Genomic DNA, 21,188 nt, shown 5'->3' with positions numbered 1-21,188 from the left:
GATCAGGGACGAACCTTGTTGCGCATGGCATTGAGGTCTTCAGTGCTGAGCCCAAAGCCGGTCGGAACCGTGATCTTTCCTTCGGAAATTTCGTCGGAGGCCTTCTTGATGGCATCCTTGGTTTCCTCGCTGGCCATGGTGGCCATGTTGCCATCCATCACGATGCCAACTGCGCCTTCCTTCAGGCCAAGCGCTTCCGCCTTGCCGAAAGGCAGGTCGCCTGCCTTGAAGCGATCATAGGCCTGCAACAGGCTGACATCGACGTTTTTCAGCACGGAGCTGACAACCTGCTTGGCAATGGCCGGGTCGCTGTCCTTGAAGATCGCTTCCTGATCGGAATCGACGCCGAGCACATATTTGCCGGTTTCCTTGGCAGCCGAAAGCTGGCCGAGGCCGGTCTGCGACGCGACCACAAAGCCAAGCGCCACATCGGAGCGATATTGCGCGAGGCCGAGTTCCTTGCCCTTGGCGGCATCCATGAATGAACCGGCATAGGAAATGGCGATCTTCACATCCGGCGTGACCGACTGTGCGCCTGCAATATAGCCAGCGAGGAAGTCGTTGATGACCGGAATATCCATGCCGCCGAGGAAGCCGAGATTCTTGCCCGTATCGCCAAGCTTGCCGTCTTTCAGCAGCGAAGCCGCCAGCATGCCGCCGAGATAGGAGCCCTCGTTCTGCTTGTACTGGATGGAATAGACGTTGTCATAGCCGCCTTCTTCATAAGGCACGCTCGCATCGTAAAGCACGTATTTCTTGTCCGGATACTGCTTGGCGACCGAACCGACGGTTTCCGACATCTGGTAGGTGCCGCCGATGATCAGGTCCCAGTCCTGTTCGGACGCGTCGAGGAAGACCGGCTCCCACTTGGTCGGATCGTCGCCGATTTCGAGAATCTTGGTCTCTACCTCGTCGCCATATTTGTCCTTGATCATCTTCATGCCCTTGGCGGCGGAATCAAAGAATGATTTGTCGCCGAGCGCGCCGTTGATGATTAGGAGGATCTTGTCCTTGGCTTCCGCTGCGGTAGCGAAAGTGCCGATCGCCGTGGTGGCGGCAAGAGCTAAGGCAAGATGAATTATTCCCCGTCTGGTGGATTTGAGCACAACGCAACTCCATTTTCTTGTTTGAATGAGATGGTTTTTCCTTGCTCCGGCAAAAATGCCACCCCGCAGAACCCCCATGCATGATGCGATCAAACGATGATGGGTGGCGGGAGTCAATCTCCTTCGATTCCCGTCACTGTGGACAATAGTTTTCGGCAAACGAAAAGCATGGCTTCTGCAATGCAATCCGCTCCTGTAAGTTGCCCGGCATCTTGTTGTTGATGGGGTGGTCGTGAAGAAAATCGTTGGACTGGCAATTCTTGCACTGCTCTTGGCGGTGCCCGCTTATGCTGAAGACGACTGGAAGGCCGTCGAAGAGGTCAAGCCTTACGCCATTACCGGGCAGACCGGCATTGATCTCTATCGATCCATTGGCCAGCGCGGGCCGAAGATCGGGATTGGACGGGTGATCGCCCATACGAGCTATGTGCTGACCTGGGACCGCAAATTCGATAAAAGCAACAATGGCTGCACGATTCTGTCGGCAAAACCGAAGCTGAAGATCACCTATACGCTGCCGAAGCCGTCACAAAAGCTGCCGTCGCCGGTGCGCGAAAACTGGGACGTCTTCATCGAAGGCATCCGCAAGCACGAGCTGGTGCATGGCGACAGCGCCAAGGACATGACGCGGGAAATCGTGCGCCGTACGGTTGGACTTTCCGTGCCCAACGATCCGAAATGCCAGAAAATGCGCAAGGTGCTGATCAAGGAAATCACCGATCTGGTTGCCGTGCAACGCGCGCAAGGCCGCGATTTCGACCGGGTCGAAATGGGCAATGGCGGCAATGTGCAGCAGCTTGTCCTCGCGCTGGTGAATGGCGGCTGATCAGAGTTCCATCACGTCACGCCGGTCTTCGGCGATCAGCTTGCGGATCTGCTGTACGATCTGGTCGCCATGCGCCTTGCCGAGCCGGTCTGCCGTTTCGACATCCTGCTCCTCAATAGCGCGGATCATGTCTTCGTGCTCCGTCACATATTGTTCCGGCAGCTGGTCCGAGAAGGACGAATAATAAAGGCGCAGCAAACGACGGCCTTCATCAAGAAGGCGTGCGAAAAAACTCGTATAGAACGGATTGCGCCCGGCCTCGGCAATCGCCGCATGAAAATCGTGATTGGTCGAAATCATGTCCAGCGCGTTTTGTGCGCGCACGGCCCTGGCAAAATCTTCCTGATGGGCGCGGATGATCTTGAGGTCCGCTTTGGTGCGGTGGCGTGCGGCAAGCCGCGTCGTGACGCGGTACATCAGGGTGATCGCGTCGAAAAAGGCAGGCAGGCTCAGAAAGTCGATATTCGAAACCACCGTCGAGCGGTTGGGGAGCGTCGTCACCAGCCCGTCGCTGGCAAGCCTCACAAGCGCCTCGCGGATCGGCGTGCGCGACATGGCAAAGCGTTCGGCCAGCTGGTTTTCATCAATGGGGCTGCCGGGCGCGAGCGAAAGATCGATGATTTCATCGCGCAGCACATCATAGACCATCTTGACGCCCGAGCCCTTCTTGCGGTCGGCAGATTGGCCCTCAGACCGGTTTGCCGATTGGCTGGATGGTGCATTGCTCATGGCGTGTCCTTTATTGAAAGGGGCGGGCGGGAAGAGCCGGGAGGCATGCTTTCACGCCGTTATCCGCAATAACCTTTGTGATGGTGATTAGATCGTAGTTGCAATTGAAATTTTAGTCGACAAGAAAAATACATTGTGTATATTTGATTTCATACAAGGCTTGCTCAAGCCGGTAGTAGACTCTGGTTGATTGAAAAACGCGTTGAAGAGATTCAAGGACAGGACCATGACTTCTGATATTTTTTCCGGCTGCATTCCCGCACTCATGACGCCATGCAAGCCAGACCGTACGCCGGACTTCGATGCGCTGGTGCGCAAGGGCAAGGAACTGATCGCCGCTGGCATGTCTGCCGTCGTCTATTGCGGTTCGATGGGCGACTGGCCGCTTCTCACCGACGAACAGCGCATGGCGGGCGTTGAAGCGCTGGCCAAGGCTGGCGTGCCTGTCGTCGTCGGCACCGGCGCGGTCAACACGGCTTCCGCTGTCGCTCACGCTGCTCATGCCCAGAAAGTTGGCGCAAAGGGCCTGATGGTCATCCCGCGCGTTCTGTCGCGTGGTTCGTCGATTTCCGCCCAGAAGGCGCACTTCAAGGCCATTTTGGCGGCTGCGCCCGATCTTCCGGCGGTCATCTACAACAGCCCCTATTACGGCTTTGCCACCCGCGCCGATCTTTTCTTCGCGCTGCGCGCTGAGCATCCGAACCTGATCGGCTTCAAGGAATTTGGCGGGGCGGAAGCCATGCGTTATGCGGCAGAAAACATCACCAGCGCCGATGACGATGTGACCCTGATGGTCGGTGTCGATACGGGCGTGTTCCACGGCTTCGTCAATTGCGGCGCAAAGGGTGCCATCACCGGCATCGGCAATGTGCTGCCGAAAGAAGTGCAGCATCTGGTATCGCTTTCCAAGGCCGCTGCTGCGGGCGATGTTGAGGCCCGCGTTGCCGCGCTTGAACTGGAAGCCGCACTTGGCGTGCTGTCCTCCTTCGATGAAGGCCCGGACCTCGTCCTGTTCTACAAGCATATGATGGTCGTGACCGGAAACCCGGAATACGAACTGCATTTCAACGAGACGGACAAGCTGTCCGATGCCCAGCGCGGTTATTGCGAAGCACAGCTGAAGCTGTTCCAGACCTGGTATGCAGAGTGGAACAAGCAGGGCGGCGCGGTCGCGAAATACGCAGCCTGAATTTTATAAAATTCGCAAATAAAAAACCCCGCCAATTGGCGGGGTTTTTTTATTTGGTTGCGGTCCGACCTACGCGACGGCGTCGAGGCCCTTCTGGCGCAGCATTTCGAGCTGTTCCATTTCCGCCTGCGTCAGCGAAATGCCCTTGGAGAGCGATTCACGTCGGGCCGCGAAACGGCGCTGCGAAGGCAGGCGCGCACCCTGACCGGCAATGGCTTCCAGCAGGATTTCGCCGTGCTGAATCGGATTGAGACGCCCACCGGCCATGCGTGTCGGGTCGAAAGCGAGGATCAGTTCGCCGTGGCGCGGGGCAATCGTCGTGGTGCCGAGATAGGCGAGCGCTTCCGGGCTGCTGAAATCGCCGATCATGGAGCCGGCCAGAAGCTCGATCATGGTCGAAATGGCCGAACCCTTGTGCTGGCCGAAGGGCAGCATGGCGCCTGCTAGGGCTGCTTCCGGATTGGTGGTCGGATTGCCTTCGGCGTCGACCGCCCAGCCTTCCGGCAATTGCTTGCCGGCGCGGCGGTAAAGTTCCAGTTCGCCGCGTGCCGCGACACTGGTTGCAAAATCGAACACATAGGGGTTTTCGCCAGTGCGCGGCCAGCCAAACGCAAATGGATTGGTGCCAAGAAGCGGCTTGCTGCCGCCCGCAGGCGCAACGGTCGCATAACTCGGGCACATGGCCATGGCTGCGAGGCCTTCGTCGGCCAGCGCTTCCACTTCCGGCCAGAGGGCTGCGAAATGGGTGCAATCATTGATGACGAGGGCGGCCAGACCGAGCTTGCGCGCCCGTTCGATCAGCGCCGATTTGCCGGTTTCGAATGCGAGATTGGCAAAGCCGCCGTGAGCTTCGACGCGCACCACGGCGCTGTCATCCACGGTCAGCACGGGCACGGCATCGGTCGCCACCTTGCCGCTCTTCACGGTGCGCAGGCAGCCTTCGATGCGGTAAATGCCATGCGATTTGCAGCCGTCGCGTTCTGCGGCGACGATGGTGCGCGCGATTGCGGCTGCATGGTCATCGCTGAATGTGGCGTTGCGGAGTGTGTCCTTCACGAGTTCGAACAGTTCATCGACCGTAATCAGGATGGCGTCGCTCATCGTGATGTCCTTTCATGCAGCAAAACCGGGAAAAATCGTTCTCCTGTGCATAAGGGCTGCATACACAGAAGTCATCCGAAATTGTGGTTTTGCCTCTCATGAAAGAGAACGACATTATGCAGGCAAGGCATCATCTGTCCCCTGACGGATGATGCCGAGCCCGATCATTTCAGATCATTTGCGACCCAGTTCAAGATAAGTAATGCCGAACACGACAAGTGGCATGGCGGCAATCATTCCAAACGCGATCCAATGGAGCCACTGCATAGTGTGGTCCTCCGTTGTTGTGTTGTTGGAGAAAGTGGGCGGTGTTGGCCTCCGCCTCACATCAACCAGAGTGTGACTGCCGCAGCGATCACGAATGCGGCGGCAAAACTGCTTTCCAGTCGGTAGTACCAGAGCATGACAGCCTCCGTTATGGTTAACGAATGCTTAATAAACGCGGCTCTGGCGATTTGGTTCAATCGGCCCTGTAACATAATTGAGAGCGGCTTCGTGATGCGAAGCCGCTCTGCCGTGCCTTTACCAGTTGACGCGCAGGCCGACATTGCCCTTCAGCGTGTAGCTGTCGCCGAAATTATTCAGGCTTGTGTTGACCAGTCCTTCGCCGAACACGGAATAGCGCTGATTGTCGAAATCATAGCTGCCGCCGACGCCGAGACCGCCCCACAGACGATCCTGACGGCTTGCCAGGCTGACGCCTGCGAGATCGGCACGGGTGCCGTCGCGGAATTCGTAATAAAGGTTGGCGATGCCGTAGAGGCTGGCGCGGTCGGTTGTGCCCTTGGCGTTCTGCCAGGAAGATGCGTAATCGAGATTGAGGCCGAGACGGCCTTGCAGGCTCTCGCCACGATCAAACCGCACGGCACTGCCGAAACCGTCGATGAAGTTGTCGGCGTCCACCGACGAACAGACCAGCTGGCCTTGTGGTGTGACCGACAAATCGTTGTCGATGGCGAGTTTCTGCCCGCTTTCCAGCGACAGCGCATAGCCGAAAGCATGGCTTCCGGTGGCGAGCGCCGATGCGCCTTCTGCCGATGTGGTCAGGTCGCTGTCATACCATGTCGCCTGCGCCAGCCCGTCTGCATAAAAGCCGTTCTCGCCATACCAGGTCAGGGTTCCACCGAGGCCATAACCATCCGTGGAAATATCGCCGGACACGAAGTCGCTGGACGATGTTCTGGTTTTGCCATGCATATATTGGCCGAAGATGCCGCCAATGAGGCGACCCTGCTCATTTTCCAGAAATGCGCCGTCAATACCCGCCTGCATCTTGAAGATGTTCTGACGGATTTGGGTTCCGGTGGTGCTGTAGTCGGCTTCAAGACGATTATGCGCGCCTTCAATGCGGCCCCAGACGCCATTGCCCATGGAGGTTGCGGTTTCCTTGTCGGAAGACGTGGTTTGCCCTACCCAGACGCGGTTGCCCGTGCGCTGGCGCAGCGAAGAGACGCCGTTCATCCCAAGCAGATGCTGCGAATAGGCCTCATAGACCGGCGCACCGGCTTGCAGCTTGCCTTCCGGTTGTGGTTCCGGCTTCTCTGGAACTGGATTTTCAGTGTTGGGGTTTTCCGGATTGGGGTCAGGATCTGGCGTGGGGATCACTGGCGTCTTCTTGGAAATCAGATACCAGTCATTGGTGTTCTGACCTTCAGCATTGCCTTTATAAAGGCCGTACTCATACGCGCCGATCACCACAGCGGGTCTGCCGCCTGCACGATATTGCGCGTCCAGTATGAAATCACCGTCAGAACTGCCGTTGACCTTGATGACTTCGATGCCCAGCGTCGTGCTGTCGCCCGTTCCACCGCGATTATTGACATGGAGGAAGCTGGTGCCCGACGTATTGCCATCAATCACGATCGTGTTCGTGTTCGACGTGTCGTCGCCAAGAACGGCATTGATCGTCAGCATGCCGTTATTGCCGACATAATCGCCGGTAATGTGGAGATTGTTGCTGGTCGATGTGCCGAAATTGACATTACCCGCATTGGCGAGCGTCACCAGTGTCTGATCCATGTCGTTGAGATCGAGCGTCGCGCCGGACGAAACTGTAAAAGCCGATGACGTGCTGAAGGCGTTGGTCGCACCCGCTTTCAGGGTTCCGGCTTCGATATTGGTGTCGCCGCTATAGGTGTTATTGCCCGTCAGGGTGGTGGTGCCCGTTCCGCTCTGGAACACGGCACCGTTTCCAGAAATGTCCGCGCTGAAATCAAACGCATTGTTGCGGTTGAATGCCAGTTCGCCCTCATTGGAGATTTGCTGGCTGGCCAGACTGCCCGTCGCGCCGCCCGCACCGAGCTGAAGGCGCGCACTGGCTGCAATCGACGTTGCGCCGCTATAGCTGGTCGCGCCAGCCAGAGTGAGAACACCGCTGCTGATCGTGACGCCGCCCGTGCCGCTGATATCGCCGGCATATGTTGTGCTTGCGTTTGTGATCTCGAGTGTCTTGGTTCCAAGCCGAACCTCGCCCGTGCCAGTCAAGGTCTGGATCGATGTAGAAGCGGCGTTGATGGCCGTAACGTCAAACAATCCATCTACGTTGATGAGGCTGGATGTTTTCAAGCTTCCTGCGGCACGGAGCTCAATCGTGCCCGATTGAATATCCGTGATGCCGGTATAGCTGTGGGTTCCTGCGCCCGTCCATAGCAGACCGTCGCCCGTTTTGACTATGCCGCCCGTTCCGGAAATCGCCCCACTGATGACGACCGTATTATTGGCATGGGTTGCGTTGATAGTGAGTGTCTTGTCGGTCAAGCCAATAGCGCCGAAATATGCAAGTGTGACAGTGCTGCCATTCGGATTGTCGACAACGAACGCTACATCATTGACAAGTTGAAATCTTCTGGGGCCTTGACCACCCGACCCGCTGGCGGAGGAATGGAAGCCAATCCCGTCGACGCCGTAAATAACTAACGTACCGCCAGAGTTCGAGCCTCCAATACCGTTGCCATTTAGAGTGGAGCCGTCAAGAACGTCGATCCTGCCAACGGCATAGGTTTGTCCGGAGCTGATTGATATGCTTTGGGTGCCCGGGTTGATGATCACAGTGTCAGCGGCTGTTGGAACAGCATTGTTGCTCCAGTTGCCTGCTGTGCTCCAAAGGCCGCCAGCTGATGGGCCTATGTATTCGACGTCCGCTGCATTTGCGGTAAGAGGAAATGCAAGCAGCGCCGTGCTCGCAGAAAGGACGGCTGCCAGTTTGTGCAATGGGTAGGTCCGCATCAAATTATCCTGCATAGTTCAAGGGACAACCAACGTCGGTTGTCTTGGCCCGCCGACTTTCGTGGGGGCACGGTCGGCTGTGTCTGTTCAGATTGTTTGGGAGCTTGCGTCGTGCTGGGGCTTCAACGCTGATCCTGCGACGCAGGGTGCTATGGGGTGAAGTGCCTTGCGCAAGACTGCATGTTTAAATGTGTCATGGCTGCACAATCGTAAGTTGCGCTGAGGCGGATAAAGGCATAGCGGTTCTTTCGGTAGGTATAGAATCGCTTATTAGGATAAATTATATAAATTATATTTGAAACAGTAAAAGAAGTTTCCGAAAGTGTTTTCTTTAATTAAGTCGTCATCAAATTATATATTGCTAATATAATAGAATAGTAAATATTAACAACATTTTAACATCCTGATCCATTCACGCTGGGCTTTCGACGTGACCAAATTGCCGGGTCATTTGCTCACGTAAAGCGGAACCGAAAGCGTAAGAAACGCTGCGGTGCCCTCGACCCGGTTTTCGGTGTGAAACTCACGCAGCAATTTCACCCGCGCCTGAACCGGTGTTTTATCGAATTCGAAATTGTAGCTCGCGGTTACACCGAGTGCCGCCACGCGCCCGCGATAGCCGCCGAGCACGGCTCCGCTGCCGCTGTCGTCGCTGATCTGCTGGTAATAATAGCCGATGGCACCGAGCGAGAACTGTTTCGAGAAATATTGCGAAACCGCGCCTTCCACATGGAATTCGGTTCCGGTGCGGTAATCGGTTTCGTGGTTTTTCCCGTTGAAGGTGAAGCCGACTACGCCGGATATGTCGAGGCCGCGCGCCGGGTCGAACCAGGTTCCCGCAGCGGAAAGATCGCCACCCCAACGGTGGAAGGCAATATTGGCGAGCGAGTCCTTCTGGTAGTCCCCAATGGGAACATTGACCATACCATTGAGGCTCCAATGGAAGTCGCCGCTGTTCCAGCCGATTGTAGTGGTGACAACCGGATCACCGATCCTGGTAACGCTGTTGTCGATATCGCCCGAATAGGGTCCATAGACCAGATCAGCATCGACACTCTGATGGCCGAAGGGTGTGGTCAAGCCAAAGGCCAGCCGTCCTCCCAGAAGTTCATAGGGCGTGGACCATATGAAGGTTGGGAGGTCGACAACGGCCTTGGCATCGACACCGAAACCAACCACGCCGCCCAGCGGCAGCGGCGCGGACGCACCGGCACTTGCGCGATAGAAGTAGGTGTCGTTCTGCAGATAGAGCCCGGGCGCGGGCAGGATCGCAGCCATCGGCCCCTTGGACCCCAGCAGATAGAAGCCGAGACCGTTTTCAGCGGCCTGTGCGCCAAAGCAGAGGAGCGTCGCCGGAATGGACCAGAGGAAAGGCTTTAGGGTTTGGACTAGTGGTTTCATGAGCCTGCTCTGATCAAGAGGTTCAGTGACGTTGGTTTTTTCGACTGCAATCAGTGGGTGTTGTAGCCTTCGATGGCGACAACCGGGTTCTGCCCGTTGATCTGTGCTTTTGAGACTTCCGCCACGATTTCGCGCGTCTCACGGGGATAAACCGTGACGTAATTGTCGTCATAGGTGATGGGCAGAATTTCACCGGCGGTATTGTCTTGCCGAAGCTCCGCCCGGACAAAGAAAGCGATGTGGTCGGTCGGGTTGTTCAGCGAAATCTTGAAGCGGCGGAAGTCGTCTTGGAAGGCGATTTCTTCAAGTGTGGCTTTGAGTTCCACCTTCGGCATCGTGTTGAGCGGGGTGAAATCCGCCCATTGCTTTTGTTTGAGTATCATCGCGTCCATCATGGAGTCAGGACTCATGTTTTCGGGAATGTCGTCCTTTGCCGATTGCCAATATGTGTTCTCCGCAAGCACTTTGTTCTTGGCATCGCGGAGTTGCAGGCGGACGAAATAAACCTTGCCCATGTCGTCATAACGCGGAAGCGTCATGGCGACTGTCGAGGTGGTAGGACCGGTGGTTTTGACGGTCACATTCTTCTCGTGCTTGAGCTTGCCGTTTATGTCGTAGAGCCGGGCGTTGACTGTTAGGTTTTTCAAGCCCCCCAGAGTCTGGTTGACGAGATAAATTTTGGCTTTGGAATGGTTGCCGGTCGCATAGCCGTCAAAAACAACGCTTAAAGGCTGCAGGGCTTTCTTGGCTCCGAAATAGCCGCCGCCCTGTTTCATATAATAATCGAAGAGATGACCGAAGAAGGATGGCCAATGGCTGTTAAGCATCCAGAAAATCGTCATCTTGTGGGCGTCCCCACCCAGCGCGCCATAGGCTTCGTTCTGCGCGCGGACATTTTCATAGGTCGTGAGCTGAGCCTTGCGCGCAAGATCTTCAACGCTATCTGCAGGACCATATCGATTGGCAATGGCCGCCTTGGCGCTTTCAAGCGTGCTGTTGCCGGGTGCGGAACCGGCGCGCATATACCAGAAATCATTGATGGGCCAGAGCTTGTCCGCTGGCAGGAATTTCTTCAGACTGTCCAGCGGCAGAATAGTCTCGTCATTGCCCGATTCAGCGATGGAGCCCATCGCGCCGATGATGTCGCCCTTGAACCAGAAGGCGGGCGCGCGCCATGAATAGGGCGCCGCCATATGGATGCCGCTCCAGTCACCGTTGCGGGCGGACACCGTATCGACCACCGCATTTTGCCAATGCATCTTTTTCAGAATGGCATGGTATTCCTGAAGGACGGGAGCCGGGGGCAGTCCATCGCTGCCATTCGCCCAGATGAAGGCCGAGGCATGCGAGCGAAAATCCGCGATCATGTCATGAACTGTGGCATAAGCGACGGCGTAGTCTTCCTTGTCCCAATGGCTCCACAGTTCCCACGATCCGCAACACATGAGGCCGCGCATGACCGGGATGCCTTCCTTGTCGGCCAGCTCCAGCATGTCATCATCGGCGAACTTGCCCTCCCAGCGCAGCATGTTGACGCCAAGGTCTTTCGCATAGCGGATGATGTCGCGATCGCGCTGCGGATTGTTGTCGAACAACAGGTCGGGCGTATAGGCCGCGCCACGAATCAGATAATCACGGCCATTGACCTTGATATAGAAGCTGCCGGGATTCTTGAACTTCGGAAACAGCTTGGAGTTGTCGATGTGCTGCGTGATCTTGCGTATGCCGAAATCCGTTGTTGCTGTATCGGAAACCTTGTCGCCGATGCTAAAGGTGAGTTTCAGATTGTAGAGGTTTGGCTTGCCCCAGATATAGGGCCACCAGACATCGGGCTTATTCACCTTCAGCGTCTTGACTTGTTCCGGGGTAAAGCTTTCTTCGCGAGTTTCGTTGGCTTTGAGCGTGACGGTCTTTTCGAGGTGAATGCTGGGCTTGCCCTCCCGGCTGATCTCGCCGCGCAGCACCCCCGTAACGGGTTCTGAAGAGCGGTTGATCAGATTGGCATAGACATCGAGCTTCGCCGTCTTCAGATCTGGCACCGACAGGTCGGCTTTGACATAAGGATTGCGCAAGGCAACGTCGCCGCCATAGGTGAGATAGACCTTGCGCCAGATACCTGCGCCCTTATCGGGGATAAAGGAGGTTTTTGTCGCATAATCGCCGAGATATTTCAGGTTGATCCAGTCCATCCAGGTGTCGGTCAGATCGACACCTTCGCCTTTCCCCGGATTAAGGCTGTCACCCAATGTCAGGCTTGGGGTGCGCTGTTCCGGGGTGATTTTAACCGCCAGCAAATTATTTGCGCCGGGATGGACCAGCTTGGTGACGTCAAACTCGTACTTGCGGCTCATGCCGACAACGGTGTCGGGACCTGCGATATTTTGGCCGTTCAGCCAGATTTCGCCGCGATAGTTTAGCCCGTTGAAGATGAGCGTGTAACGGTCGTGCCCTTCTGGAACATCGAGCTTGGTCTGATACCACCATTGGTGTTTCCACAGGGTGTTGTCTACCTTGGTAAGATTGTCCCCATAGTAGATATCCTTGTAGACACCAGCCTTGCTGAGCGTGTTCAAAACGGTGGAAGGCATAATCTGGATAGCGTAGCCGCTGTCGCCAAGAGCTGCATTGGGCACGTCGATCTGTGCTGCTTTCGCGTCGTCGTCCCGGATGAGACGCCATCCATGCTGCAGCTCGATTTTGCCGCTGGTAGCTTCGGCGCGCGCTTCAAAAGTCAAAGACGAAGCAAGGATTGCTACGGCAACCAGAAAATACCCCACGCGAGCCATTTGCCCTCCAATGTATAAAGGTCGGAACGCTAACGCTTGTGCCCGCAGATTGAATTCGTTGTCTGATTTTAGGCTGGCCGACAGCGTTATGCTGGATGAAAACGCAACACTATTCTTTCGAAGAAAGCCGGTAGTTTGATCCCGGCATTCGCTGTTCAACAACATTGTTGTGGGCGAGTGTCGGGACCGCTCTCAAAGGGAGGGCGCTTAAACAATGCTATTGGTTTTGCAGCATTTTCCGAAATATTCGAGGCTACGCTTCGGCCATCTCTTCTCTGTTGTGGGGTCAACTTTTATCAGGCCGAAGTTCTTTGCAAATCCTTCGTTCCATTCCCAATTGTCCGTGGAAGACCAGTAGACCAGCCCCTTCAGGTTGACGCCCTTCTGCATCGCTTTATAGGCTTCCTCAACATAGCCCTTGATGAATTCAATCCGCGTGGTGTCCTCGACAACGCCATTGACGACCGTATTGGGCTCGTCGACGGGGAAGCCAAATTCGGTGACGTAGATGTCGGGGGCGCCGTAACCATTGTGGACACGCAGCAGCGTTTCCGAAAATCCATCCGGCTCGTAGGGCAGATATTTGGTGAGCTTGAGATTAGCTGGAGGCGTGTCCTGCACGAAGCCGAGTGGCGTGTGCGGCTCGGCCTTGACATAAAAGCGTGAGTAATAATTCACGCCGAGAAAATCTGGTTTCGCGGCGATGATTTCCATGTCGCCGGGCTGGACGACTGGAGCGACCAATGCGTGCACCTCTGCTGGATATTCCTGCCCGAACAGCGGATCGAGATAGGCCGTGTTCCAGTAAGCATCCATGGTTCGGACGATTTTTTCATCTTCCGGGTAGTTGGATTTGGATCGGACAGTCTGGAGATTGAGCGTGGTGCCGACCTTTGCGTCTTTTGGCAGATTCGCCCGGGCGGCCGCGATGATAAGGCCCTGCGCGACATTTTGATGATGGATCGCATCCCCCATTGCCCTCAAGGATATGTAACCTGGCGCGAAGCGTCCCGAACCATAGCCGAAGGTGGAAACGGTGCCAGGCTCGTTCATGGCAATCCAAAGCTTGATACGATCGCCAAACCTGCGCGTTATAATTTCGGTATAGTCGGTTGCATATTGGATGATTTCACGATTGCGGAAATCACCGGCCCAAATGGGGTTTTCGAAATGCAGGATGGTGGCCATGGGATCAAGACCGAGCCGAAGCATCTCGTCGATCATACGGTCATATAAGTCCAACGCAGCGGCACTTGGCGCACCCGGTCCTTCGGGCTGGATGCGTGACCAGTAGAAAGAAAAGCGAAAGGTATTCAAACCCGCTTGAGACAACAGGGCAAACTCTTCGCCGTAACGAGTCTCGAATTGCGTGTTCTTCACGTTGGTTGAGCCGTCGCGAATTCGACCTGAAATATCGGCAAAAACGTCCCAGTTGCTGCGCCCGCGCCCGGCGCGGCTCTCTGCCTGCGCGGCGGCGGAAGCGACGCCCCACTTGAAACCGGCTGGAAAAGTCTTGTCTTCAGCGAAGGCAATTTCTGGCGCAAGGGCAGTTGCCGCCGAGGCTGCCGCCACCTTAAGAAACGAACGTCGTGAGAAGCTAAGCCGGCTTGTCAGTTCGTGGTCCATTCGCGAGATCCTGTGTTTGAAAGGATTGAGTGACCAGTTCTCAAGAGGCAAATATCTGCCGTCTCGGAAAGAACGAGCTTTCCCGTTGTTGCGATAACTGGCCTTAGAAGAACTTGATCTTATGCATACCTAGGGGGGGCGGACCTGTTTCATAATGAAACAGGGTGTTTTATTCTCCTCGGAATGAGCTATATGTAAAAATCAAAGTCGAGCAATACGTTTTCATCCCATATTCTGTGCAATATTATCTCAATCTAATAAATATCGATAGATATTAGATTTTATTTGGAAATATAAAAATGTAGGTCTATATTTAAAAAGAAATATAAAAAAGATGGTCTGCGTATGAGTGGGTCACTGTTTAAAGCGTGGTAGTTCCTTTTGCGTAAAAACCTTAAAACCTGCTGGATTGTCGAGGCTTCGGAGGAACACTTTTCGATCTCCAGATAGTCTCAGAAAATAATTTTTGCCCACAATATTCTGCGTGGCTAGACGAAAGGCTGGTAAATAGTGTCGGAATTTTTTCTCTCAACCGACATGGTGGATGAAAGATATCGCACTGCCTTCTGGCAGGAAGTATCGAAGCTTATATACGAAGTCTCTCCGGTGGACGAGGATGGTCATGCTGAACTGATTGGCACCATTCGCTCACGGATTTTTGACAGCATGGTGCTGGGCGACACGACATTCAACGAGCAGATTTGTCGGCGAACGCCGGAGATCATTGCGCGCTCGAATCTGGATATCTGCCTGCTGCAGCTTGTGCTGTCGGGAGAATATACCGGTGACTTCGATGGCACCTATGTTCAGGTGCAGCCGGGCGATATGTTTTTCGTGGACCTGACGAAAGTTCTGGACAGCTACAAGGAAGCGGGTGCGCGAGTGACCCTGGCGATCCCCCGGTTCGAGATCAATAAGTGGTTTCCTGCGAAGGATCTGCACGGGCTTATCCTGCCGCGGAATGTGAATATCAATCAGGTGTTGTTCGATTTCATCTTGAGCCTGGATGGCGCGCTGGATTTCATTCAGGAGACTGAAATACCGGCGATCAAGGAGGCGCTTGTGCTGTTGCTGGTGGCGGCGGTGAATGGTGTTGCGCTCTCGCCGGCACAATCGAGCGCCATTGACCAGACGATGCGGCAAAGGGTGATCGACTATATCGATCTGAATATTCGCGACCGGCGTTTGAGCCCCAAGACGATCATGGCGCATTTCAAACTCTCCCACTCGCATCTGTACCGGCAGTTCGAGCAGGATGACGGCATCACCAAATTGATCCGGCAAAAGCGTCTGGATTTGGCCTATCGCTATCTGATCCACAGCAAAGGTAAGGCGGAAACGCTGAAAGAGATCGCCTATAAATGCGGCTTTTCAGATCGCGCGCAGTTTACCCGGCTGTTCAAGGAACGTTACGATGTTTCACCGCACGATTTACGCGAATTGAAGCGATTGCCGGGGCACGATCCGATGTCGGCTTCCAATCTGCACCAGCATATTGAGGATCACCTGACGCGCATACAGCCCGCCAAACCGTGAAGGATCATACCGCAGCCTTTTGGTGGGCACGGTCTTGTTCCGCGATCAGCACGGTAATGATGCCAGCCACGAGAACGGCGTGTTCGCTGACCTGCGGCAATCCCATCAGTTCGCCGAATGTCCCCCGCGCCAGCGGTCCGGCAATCAGCAATGTCTCGTCAGCGACGCCCGACGTGGAGATTGCATAACTTTGCCGGTCGCAGAGAAGGCCAAGCCCCGTCGGGCAAAGCGCCAGATGGCCTGCTTCGGCAAGCGCCGCCAGCAAGGGTTGCGATCCGAGAATGCCGCCATGGCCGGGACCGGTGGTGACAACCACCTTGTCCACGTCGAGGATATCGAGTTGGCCTGTCCGGCGATCCTTGAGGCTGATGCGCAAAGTGTCGCCGGAGGATTCCGCGCTACGGACGGAGGCAGCGCGCACCGAAAGGGTGCCCTCGGCGATGGCGCAGTCCAGCGCATTTTCCACCTGAGGCGCGATGCGGAAACGATGCACGTCCCAGAATGGACGCACATGTCGCGCGATGCGTCTGCGCTCCGAAACAGGCAAAGCCCGCCAGATATTCTGCCCCTGAAGGCGGACCGCATCAAGAACCGGATGCCAGCTCAACCCCTCTGCGACTGCGGCTTTGACGGTTTCACGGACCCGTTGCAGCAATTGTGAAGCGCTGAGCGAGGGCGGGTTGAGAAAATCGCCATAAGGCTCGTGGGTGACATGGGGATGCCCGCGCGAGCGGAGACCACGGCGCGAAATCGAAACAATCTGCCCCCTGTGGCCATGCGCTTTCAGCGTGGCGATGACGTCGGCGGCGGTCAGTCCGTTGCCGACCACCAGCACGCGGTCGTCCGGCTGGACATTATCCAACGCGCCGGGGCTGGTTGCGTCGGCAATCAGACCGGCATGGTCCCTGATCGGCGCGAGTACGCCGGGCAGCGAAGGGGCGGGATGGCTGACCGCCAGGACGGCGATATCGGCAATGACCGGCTCACCATCTTCGGTGTCGATGGTCCAGAGGCCACTGTTTTTAGTTGCCTTCACGGCGCGGGTGCGGCGGTGTTCCACACGTCCGGCTTCAATCAGCGGCGCCAGTCTCGATGAGGCATAAAGCCCGAAAACCGTGCGGGCGGGGAAGGGCGCACCGTCTATGCTGAACGCATCCGGGTCGCCTTCCAATATTCCGGTTTCCGCAAGCCAGTTGCTGAAATCTTGTGGTTCGTCGGGCAGGATGGACATCCGGTCGGCAGGCACGTTGATGCGGTGCACGGGTTCGAGCGTATCATAGGCCAGACCGCGCCCAAGCTTTTCGCGCGGTTCAATCACCACGATCCGCCAGTTGGCGTCATGCCCTTGTTGGGACAGCTGGCGCATCAGATGCAGCGCAACAGCCGCGCCTGTAAAACCGCCGCCGATAATGGCGACGGTGCTGCTGTGGGCGTTCATCGGCATTTCAAATCTCACGAGCCGGAAGCGACCTTTACATTACCCCCATGTCCGCCGCCGCCAAAGACCTGTTTTTTGCCGAAGGACGAGCGGATCTGGTTGCGCGGTCCTTCCAGCCCCAATTCGGGGAACAGCAGCTCGGAAACGCGATAGGCTTCTTCCAGGTGCGGATAGCCGGAGGCGATCACCGTATCGATGCCCAGTTCCTGATATTCGCGCAGGCGGGCGGCAACGGTCTTGGGCGAACCGACCAGCGCGGTCCCGGCGCCGGAGCGCACAAGGCCGATGCCCGCCCAGAGATTGGGCGAGACTTCCAGCTTGTCGCGGCGACCATTGTGCAAGGCGACCATACGAGCCTGACCGACAGAATCGGAATTCTTCAGGAAAACCTGCTGGGCGGCGGCGATGGTTTCGTCGTCGAGATGCGCAATGAGGCGGTCGGCGGCTTCCCACGCTTCCTCGTCGGTTTCGCGCACGATGAAGTGCAGGCGGATGCCGAACGAAATCTGGTCGTCGCGGCCCTTGGCTCTTGCGGCCTTGCGAACGGCGGCGATCTTTTCGCCGACTTGTGCCGGGGGTTCGCCCCAGGTCAGGTATTTATCGACGAGACCGACAGAAAAATCGATGCCTGCCTGCGACGAACCGCCGAAATAGATCGGCGGGCGGGCCTGCACGGGCGGCAGGCCAAGGGCAGCGTCATGGGCTTTGATGTATTTGCCGTCGAGATTGCCATGGCCCGTTTCGATCAGATCGTTGAACACCTGGAAGAATTCGTCGGCATGGTCGTAGCGTTCGTCATGCGGCAGGAAAATGCCATCGCCAGCCAGTTCCTGCTGACTGCCGCCAACGACGATATTGAGAAGCAGCCTGCCCTGAGACACGCGGTCGAGCGTCGAGGCAAGGCGGGCATAATAGGCGGGCGAAGCCACGCCGGGTCGGATTGCGACAAGGAATTTCAGCTTTTCCGTGTAAGCGGCAAGATTGGCGGCCAGAACGAAGGATTCTTCGCAGGCAACCCCTGTCGGGATCAGAACGCCGGAATAGCCGAGGCGGTCTGCCGCCTGCGCGATTTCCCGGAAATAGGCGGGATCGGAAGGGCGGCTCAGCGCTTCGGTTCCCAGATAGGTGCCGTCACCCGAAGACGGGATGAACCAGAGAAAATCGAGCGGCTTTCCATTGGCGGACATGAGAGACCTTTCTTCCTGTGTTCCGTATGCCCGCGCATTGCCCGATTAATGCCATCGGGCGCTCGCAGCAGCGGAGCGTGTTCGGGGAATATTGTACCTGAGCAGATCGCCCGCTTAAGGAATGCGATGCTAAAAACTGCGCCCTGCGTGAAGTTTATCGGTGCGCTTGACCGCTTTATTGCGAAACTTGATTGCTGTTGTCTCCGGTGGGCTGGGATAAACAGCAAAGCGTCAACTCTGTGGGTGTTGCGCCAGCAATCGGAGAAACGTGTTCCAGTTTCTGCTTCTGAGCGCTATTTCTATACAGTCAAAAGAAGGAGCCAGAATGCGCCGCGACAAGAAGAAGGCGACGATATACGACCTTTCCGTTCTGTCGGGCAGCTCGCCTTCCACGGTCAGCGCAGTGCTGAACGGCACGTGGCGCAAGCGCAGGATCAGTCAGGCGACCGCGGAATCCATTCTGGGTCTTGCCGAACAGCACCAATATACTGCCAACCGTCAGGCGCAGGGGTTGCGCCATTCCCGCTCCGGCCTTGTCGGGTTGCTTTTGCCTTTGCATGACAACCGCTTTTTCTCGTCCATGGCGCAGACATTCGAAGCGCATGTGCGCGCACGTGGTCTTTGCCCGGTCGTGGTCAGCGCGGGGCGCGATCCGGCTGAGGAACGCGAAACGGCGGAAACGCTGATTTCCTATTCCATCGACGAGTTGTTCATCTGCGGCGCGACAGACCCGGACAGCCTGCATGAACTCTGCGAACAGGCAGCACTCCCGCATGTGAATATCGATCTGCCGGGAGCGAAGGCTCCATCGGTGACTACCGATAATTTCGCCGGTGGCCGCATGCTGACGGAAGCGATCATCGCGCATTTTGCCGATCGTGAACCGTTGCAGCCGATGGAGCTTTGTCTGTTTGGCGGTCGCAATGACGAATCCACGCGCCAGCGTATTCGCGGCTTTCATGACGCCAAGCAGACCGTTCTCGGGTCTGATCCGGAAGATTGTGTTTTCCGCACCGGCTATTCGCCGTCAAATACTGTGCGGGCGCTGGATGAATATCGCGAGCGTCACGGTCGGTTGCCGCGCGGTCTGTTCGTCAATTCGTCGATCAATCTTGAGGGCCTGCTGCGCTATATGGTCGAGCACCCGCACGAGCAGCTCGATGATCTTGTGGTCGGCTGTTACGACTATGACCCCTTTGCCTCTTTCCTGTCGTTTCCGGTGATTTCAATCCAGCAGGATGTGGAAGGCATGATCGCCAAAGCCTTCGAACTGATGGAAAAGCACGTCACGGCGCCGGAACTACACCTCGTTATGCCCAGATTAATCGCGCCGCGTTCAGCGATCCCGCTGCCGGTGGATAGTCTTAAAGATATCAAATAATTGAGCGATCTCGGCTCTGCACTAACCGGAGCGATGTCCGAGGACTTTGTTCCCGATTTGTCGAAGTCTTACAGACGCCAGCAACCCATCCCTCGCTGAATCGTGTTGACAGATTTCAGGGGCTGGCGCATTATCACCTTGCACAATCGATTGTGCAAATTGTTGTGCAGAGTTACAGCATCTCCAACCGGGAAGAGGCCCGGGACGAGATGCCGCCGCCTAATGGGAGATGGCGGCGCTGGCAGGTGGAGGCAATACGAAGCGCGTTTCTGAAAATGGCTGGTTGGCGTGTGTTCCGATCTGTTTGAATCGGATCGGCGCTCTAGTTGGTCATGCGAGGATACTTCGTCCGAAAGGCGTTTCACGCTTTCGGCATGTAACCTTGGAGGTGAGCCCTTGGCTTCAGCGCATGTAAAGCCGTCTCTTGCGGGCAAATTCCCGGTCGAATGCCAGAAGAACAGACAATCAGGAGGAGAGTGTCATGAAGGTATCGAAGATGACAGGCGCGCTGGCTGGCGTGCTGATGATGGCCGCTACGACGGCGCATGCGGAAGTCAAGGACGCGGTGGTCGGCTTTTTGATGCCGGATCAGGCATCCACGCGCTATGAAGAGCGCGATTTCCCAGGTTTTGCAGCAGAAATGAAGAAGCTCTGCGAAAGCTGCAAGGTGCTTTATCTCAACGCCGATGGCGATGCGACCAAGCAGCAGCAGCAGTTCAATTCGGTCATTTCGCAGGGCGCAAAGGTGATCGTTCTCGATGCCGTTGATACTGCAGCCGCAGCCTCGCTGGTGAAGCTCGCCCAGTCGCAGGACATCAAAGTCATCGCCTATGACCGCCCGATCCCGGATGCGACGTCGGATTTCTATGTCTCGTTCGACAATGAAGCCATCGGCAAGTCGATTGCCGAATCGCTCGTCAAGCAGCTGAAGGCCAAGAACGTTCCGGCCGACAAGGGCGGCGTTCTCCAGATCAACGGTTCGCCGACCGATGCGGCTGCTGGTCTCATCAAGAACGGTATTCATGCCGGTCTGAAGGACAGCGGCTACAAGACGCTGGCTGAATATGACACGCCGGAATGGGCGCCAAGCAAGGCGCAGCAATGGGCGAGCGGTCAGATTACCCGCTTCAACGACCAGATCGTCGGCATCGTGGCTGCCAATGACGGCACCGCAGGCGGTGCGATTGCTGCCATGAAGGCTGCGGGTATCGATCCGCTGCCGCCGATTACCGGCAATGACGCGACCATTGCGGCGCTTCAGCTCATCATTTCCGGCGATCAGTACAACACCATCAACAAGCCATCGGAAATCGTTGCTTCGGAAGCTGCGCGCGTTGCCGCTCAGTTGCTGAACGGCGAAACGCCGAAGGCTGAAACCACGCTTTACAACACGCCGTCGAAGCTCTTCGTCCCGGCGGTTGTGACGGCCGAAAACCTCAAGGCTGAAATCATCGACAAGAACATCGTGCCCGCAGCAACGCTGTGCGTCGATCGCTATGCCGATGGCTGCAAGAAGCTTGGCATCACGCAGTAATTCAACGATGCGCCCGGTCGGTTTTCCGGTCGGGCGTCTTTTTTACGCACATCCAATCCGAAAGCCGTTTCACATTTTTCGGGATGTGCTGTGTTTCGTGCGCAAAGGCATATCGTGAGATGT

At 56.4% G+C, this 21,188-nt stretch carries 14 protein-coding genes; 5 read left to right on the top strand and 9 right to left on the bottom strand.

Annotated elements, in window-relative coordinates:
* Window positions 1-2 precede the first annotated feature (2 nt).
* Window positions 3-1,106: a BMP family ABC transporter substrate-binding protein gene (locus WIX40_RS04705; protein WP_339438816.1), complete on the bottom strand. Its 1,104-nt coding sequence runs from the start codon at window positions 1,104-1,106 to the stop codon at window positions 3-5.
* A 232-nt stretch (window positions 1,107-1,338) separates the two neighbouring features.
* Here WIX40_RS04705 and WIX40_RS04700 point away from each other — a divergent pair, with 232 nt between their 5' ends.
* The gene (locus tag WIX40_RS04700) at window positions 1,339-1,932 is read left to right on the top strand and encodes a DUF922 domain-containing Zn-dependent protease (RefSeq protein ID WP_371834120.1); all 594 of its coding nucleotides are present in this window, start codon (window positions 1,339-1,341) and stop codon (window positions 1,930-1,932) included.
* On the opposite strand, the gene WIX40_RS04695 is transcribed toward WIX40_RS04700, so the two are convergent.
* Window positions 1,933-2,661, bottom strand: coding sequence for a GntR family transcriptional regulator (locus WIX40_RS04695; protein ID WP_339438815.1), 729 nt, complete (start codon window positions 2,659-2,661; stop codon window positions 1,933-1,935). It lies immediately after the preceding gene.
* Between the two features lie 226 nt (window positions 2,662-2,887).
* On the opposite strand from WIX40_RS04695, the gene WIX40_RS04690 reads away from it, so the two are divergent.
* Window positions 2,888-3,850: a dihydrodipicolinate synthase family protein gene (locus WIX40_RS04690; RefSeq protein ID WP_109367848.1), complete on the top strand. Its 963-nt coding sequence runs from the start codon at window positions 2,888-2,890 to the stop codon at window positions 3,848-3,850.
* A 69-nt stretch (window positions 3,851-3,919) separates the two neighbouring features.
* Here WIX40_RS04690 and WIX40_RS04685 read toward each other — a convergent pair whose 3' ends face one another.
* The 5 genes from WIX40_RS04685 to WIX40_RS04665 form a co-directional block, all read right to left on the bottom strand.
* A complete protein-coding gene (locus tag WIX40_RS04685; RefSeq protein WP_339438813.1) occupies window positions 3,920-4,951 on the bottom strand; it encodes an Ldh family oxidoreductase in 1,032 nt (343 codons plus the stop codon).
* A gap of 522 nt (window positions 4,952-5,473) precedes the next feature.
* The gene (locus tag WIX40_RS04680) at window positions 5,474-7,708 is read right to left on the bottom strand and encodes an autotransporter family protein (RefSeq protein ID WP_339438811.1); all 2,235 of its coding nucleotides are present in this window, start codon (window positions 7,706-7,708) and stop codon (window positions 5,474-5,476) included.
* Between the two features lie 915 nt (window positions 7,709-8,623).
* A complete protein-coding gene (locus WIX40_RS04675) occupies window positions 8,624-9,577 on the bottom strand; it encodes a SphA family protein (protein ID WP_339438809.1) in 954 nt (317 codons plus the stop codon).
* A 50-nt stretch (window positions 9,578-9,627) separates the two neighbouring features.
* A complete protein-coding gene (locus tag WIX40_RS04670; RefSeq protein WP_339438807.1) occupies window positions 9,628-12,363 on the bottom strand; it encodes a glycosyl hydrolase 2 galactose-binding domain-containing protein in 2,736 nt (911 codons plus the stop codon).
* Window positions 12,364-12,570: 207 nt separating this feature from the next.
* Window positions 12,571-13,989 (bottom strand): glycoside hydrolase family 1 protein, encoded by a 1,419-nt coding sequence (locus WIX40_RS04665; protein ID WP_339438805.1) that lies wholly within the window; start codon window positions 13,987-13,989, stop codon window positions 12,571-12,573.
* Window positions 13,990-14,499: 510 nt separating this feature from the next.
* On the opposite strand from WIX40_RS04665, the gene WIX40_RS04660 reads away from it, so the two are divergent.
* A complete protein-coding gene (locus WIX40_RS04660) occupies window positions 14,500-15,525 on the top strand; it encodes a helix-turn-helix domain-containing protein (RefSeq protein WP_339438804.1) in 1,026 nt (341 codons plus the stop codon).
* A gap of 4 nt (window positions 15,526-15,529) precedes the next feature.
* Here the strand turns inward: WIX40_RS04660 and WIX40_RS04655 are convergent, their stop codons facing one another.
* Window positions 15,530-16,969 carry an FAD/NAD(P)-binding protein gene (locus tag WIX40_RS04655; protein WP_339438803.1) on the bottom strand — a complete coding sequence of 480 codons (1,440 nt, stop codon included), beginning with the start codon at window positions 16,967-16,969 and terminating at the stop codon, window positions 15,530-15,532.
* 8 nt (window positions 16,970-16,977) lie between these two features.
* Window positions 16,978-18,150, bottom strand: a complete 1,173-nt coding sequence (ssuD, locus tag WIX40_RS04650) for an FMNH2-dependent alkanesulfonate monooxygenase (protein WP_109367840.1) — start codon at window positions 18,148-18,150, stop codon at window positions 16,978-16,980.
* A gap of 325 nt (window positions 18,151-18,475) precedes the next feature.
* Between ssuD and WIX40_RS04645 the strand changes: the two genes are divergently transcribed.
* Both WIX40_RS04645 and WIX40_RS04640 read left to right on the top strand, forming a co-directional pair.
* The gene (locus WIX40_RS04645) at window positions 18,476-19,531 is read left to right on the top strand and encodes a LacI family DNA-binding transcriptional regulator (protein WP_140023530.1); all 1,056 of its coding nucleotides are present in this window, start codon (window positions 18,476-18,478) and stop codon (window positions 19,529-19,531) included.
* A 481-nt stretch (window positions 19,532-20,012) separates the two neighbouring features.
* Window positions 20,013-21,065 (top strand): ABC transporter substrate-binding protein, encoded by a 1,053-nt coding sequence (locus tag WIX40_RS04640; RefSeq protein ID WP_109367838.1) that lies wholly within the window; start codon window positions 20,013-20,015, stop codon window positions 21,063-21,065.
* Window positions 21,066-21,188 lie beyond the last annotated feature (123 nt).

Origin of the sequence: Ochrobactrum teleogrylli (genome assembly GCF_037482325.1) — a bacterium.
In the GTDB taxonomy this organism is placed as follows: Bacteria; Pseudomonadota; Alphaproteobacteria; order Rhizobiales; family Rhizobiaceae; genus Brucella; species Brucella teleogrylli.
This window is presented reverse-complemented; position numbering and strand designations above follow the sequence as displayed.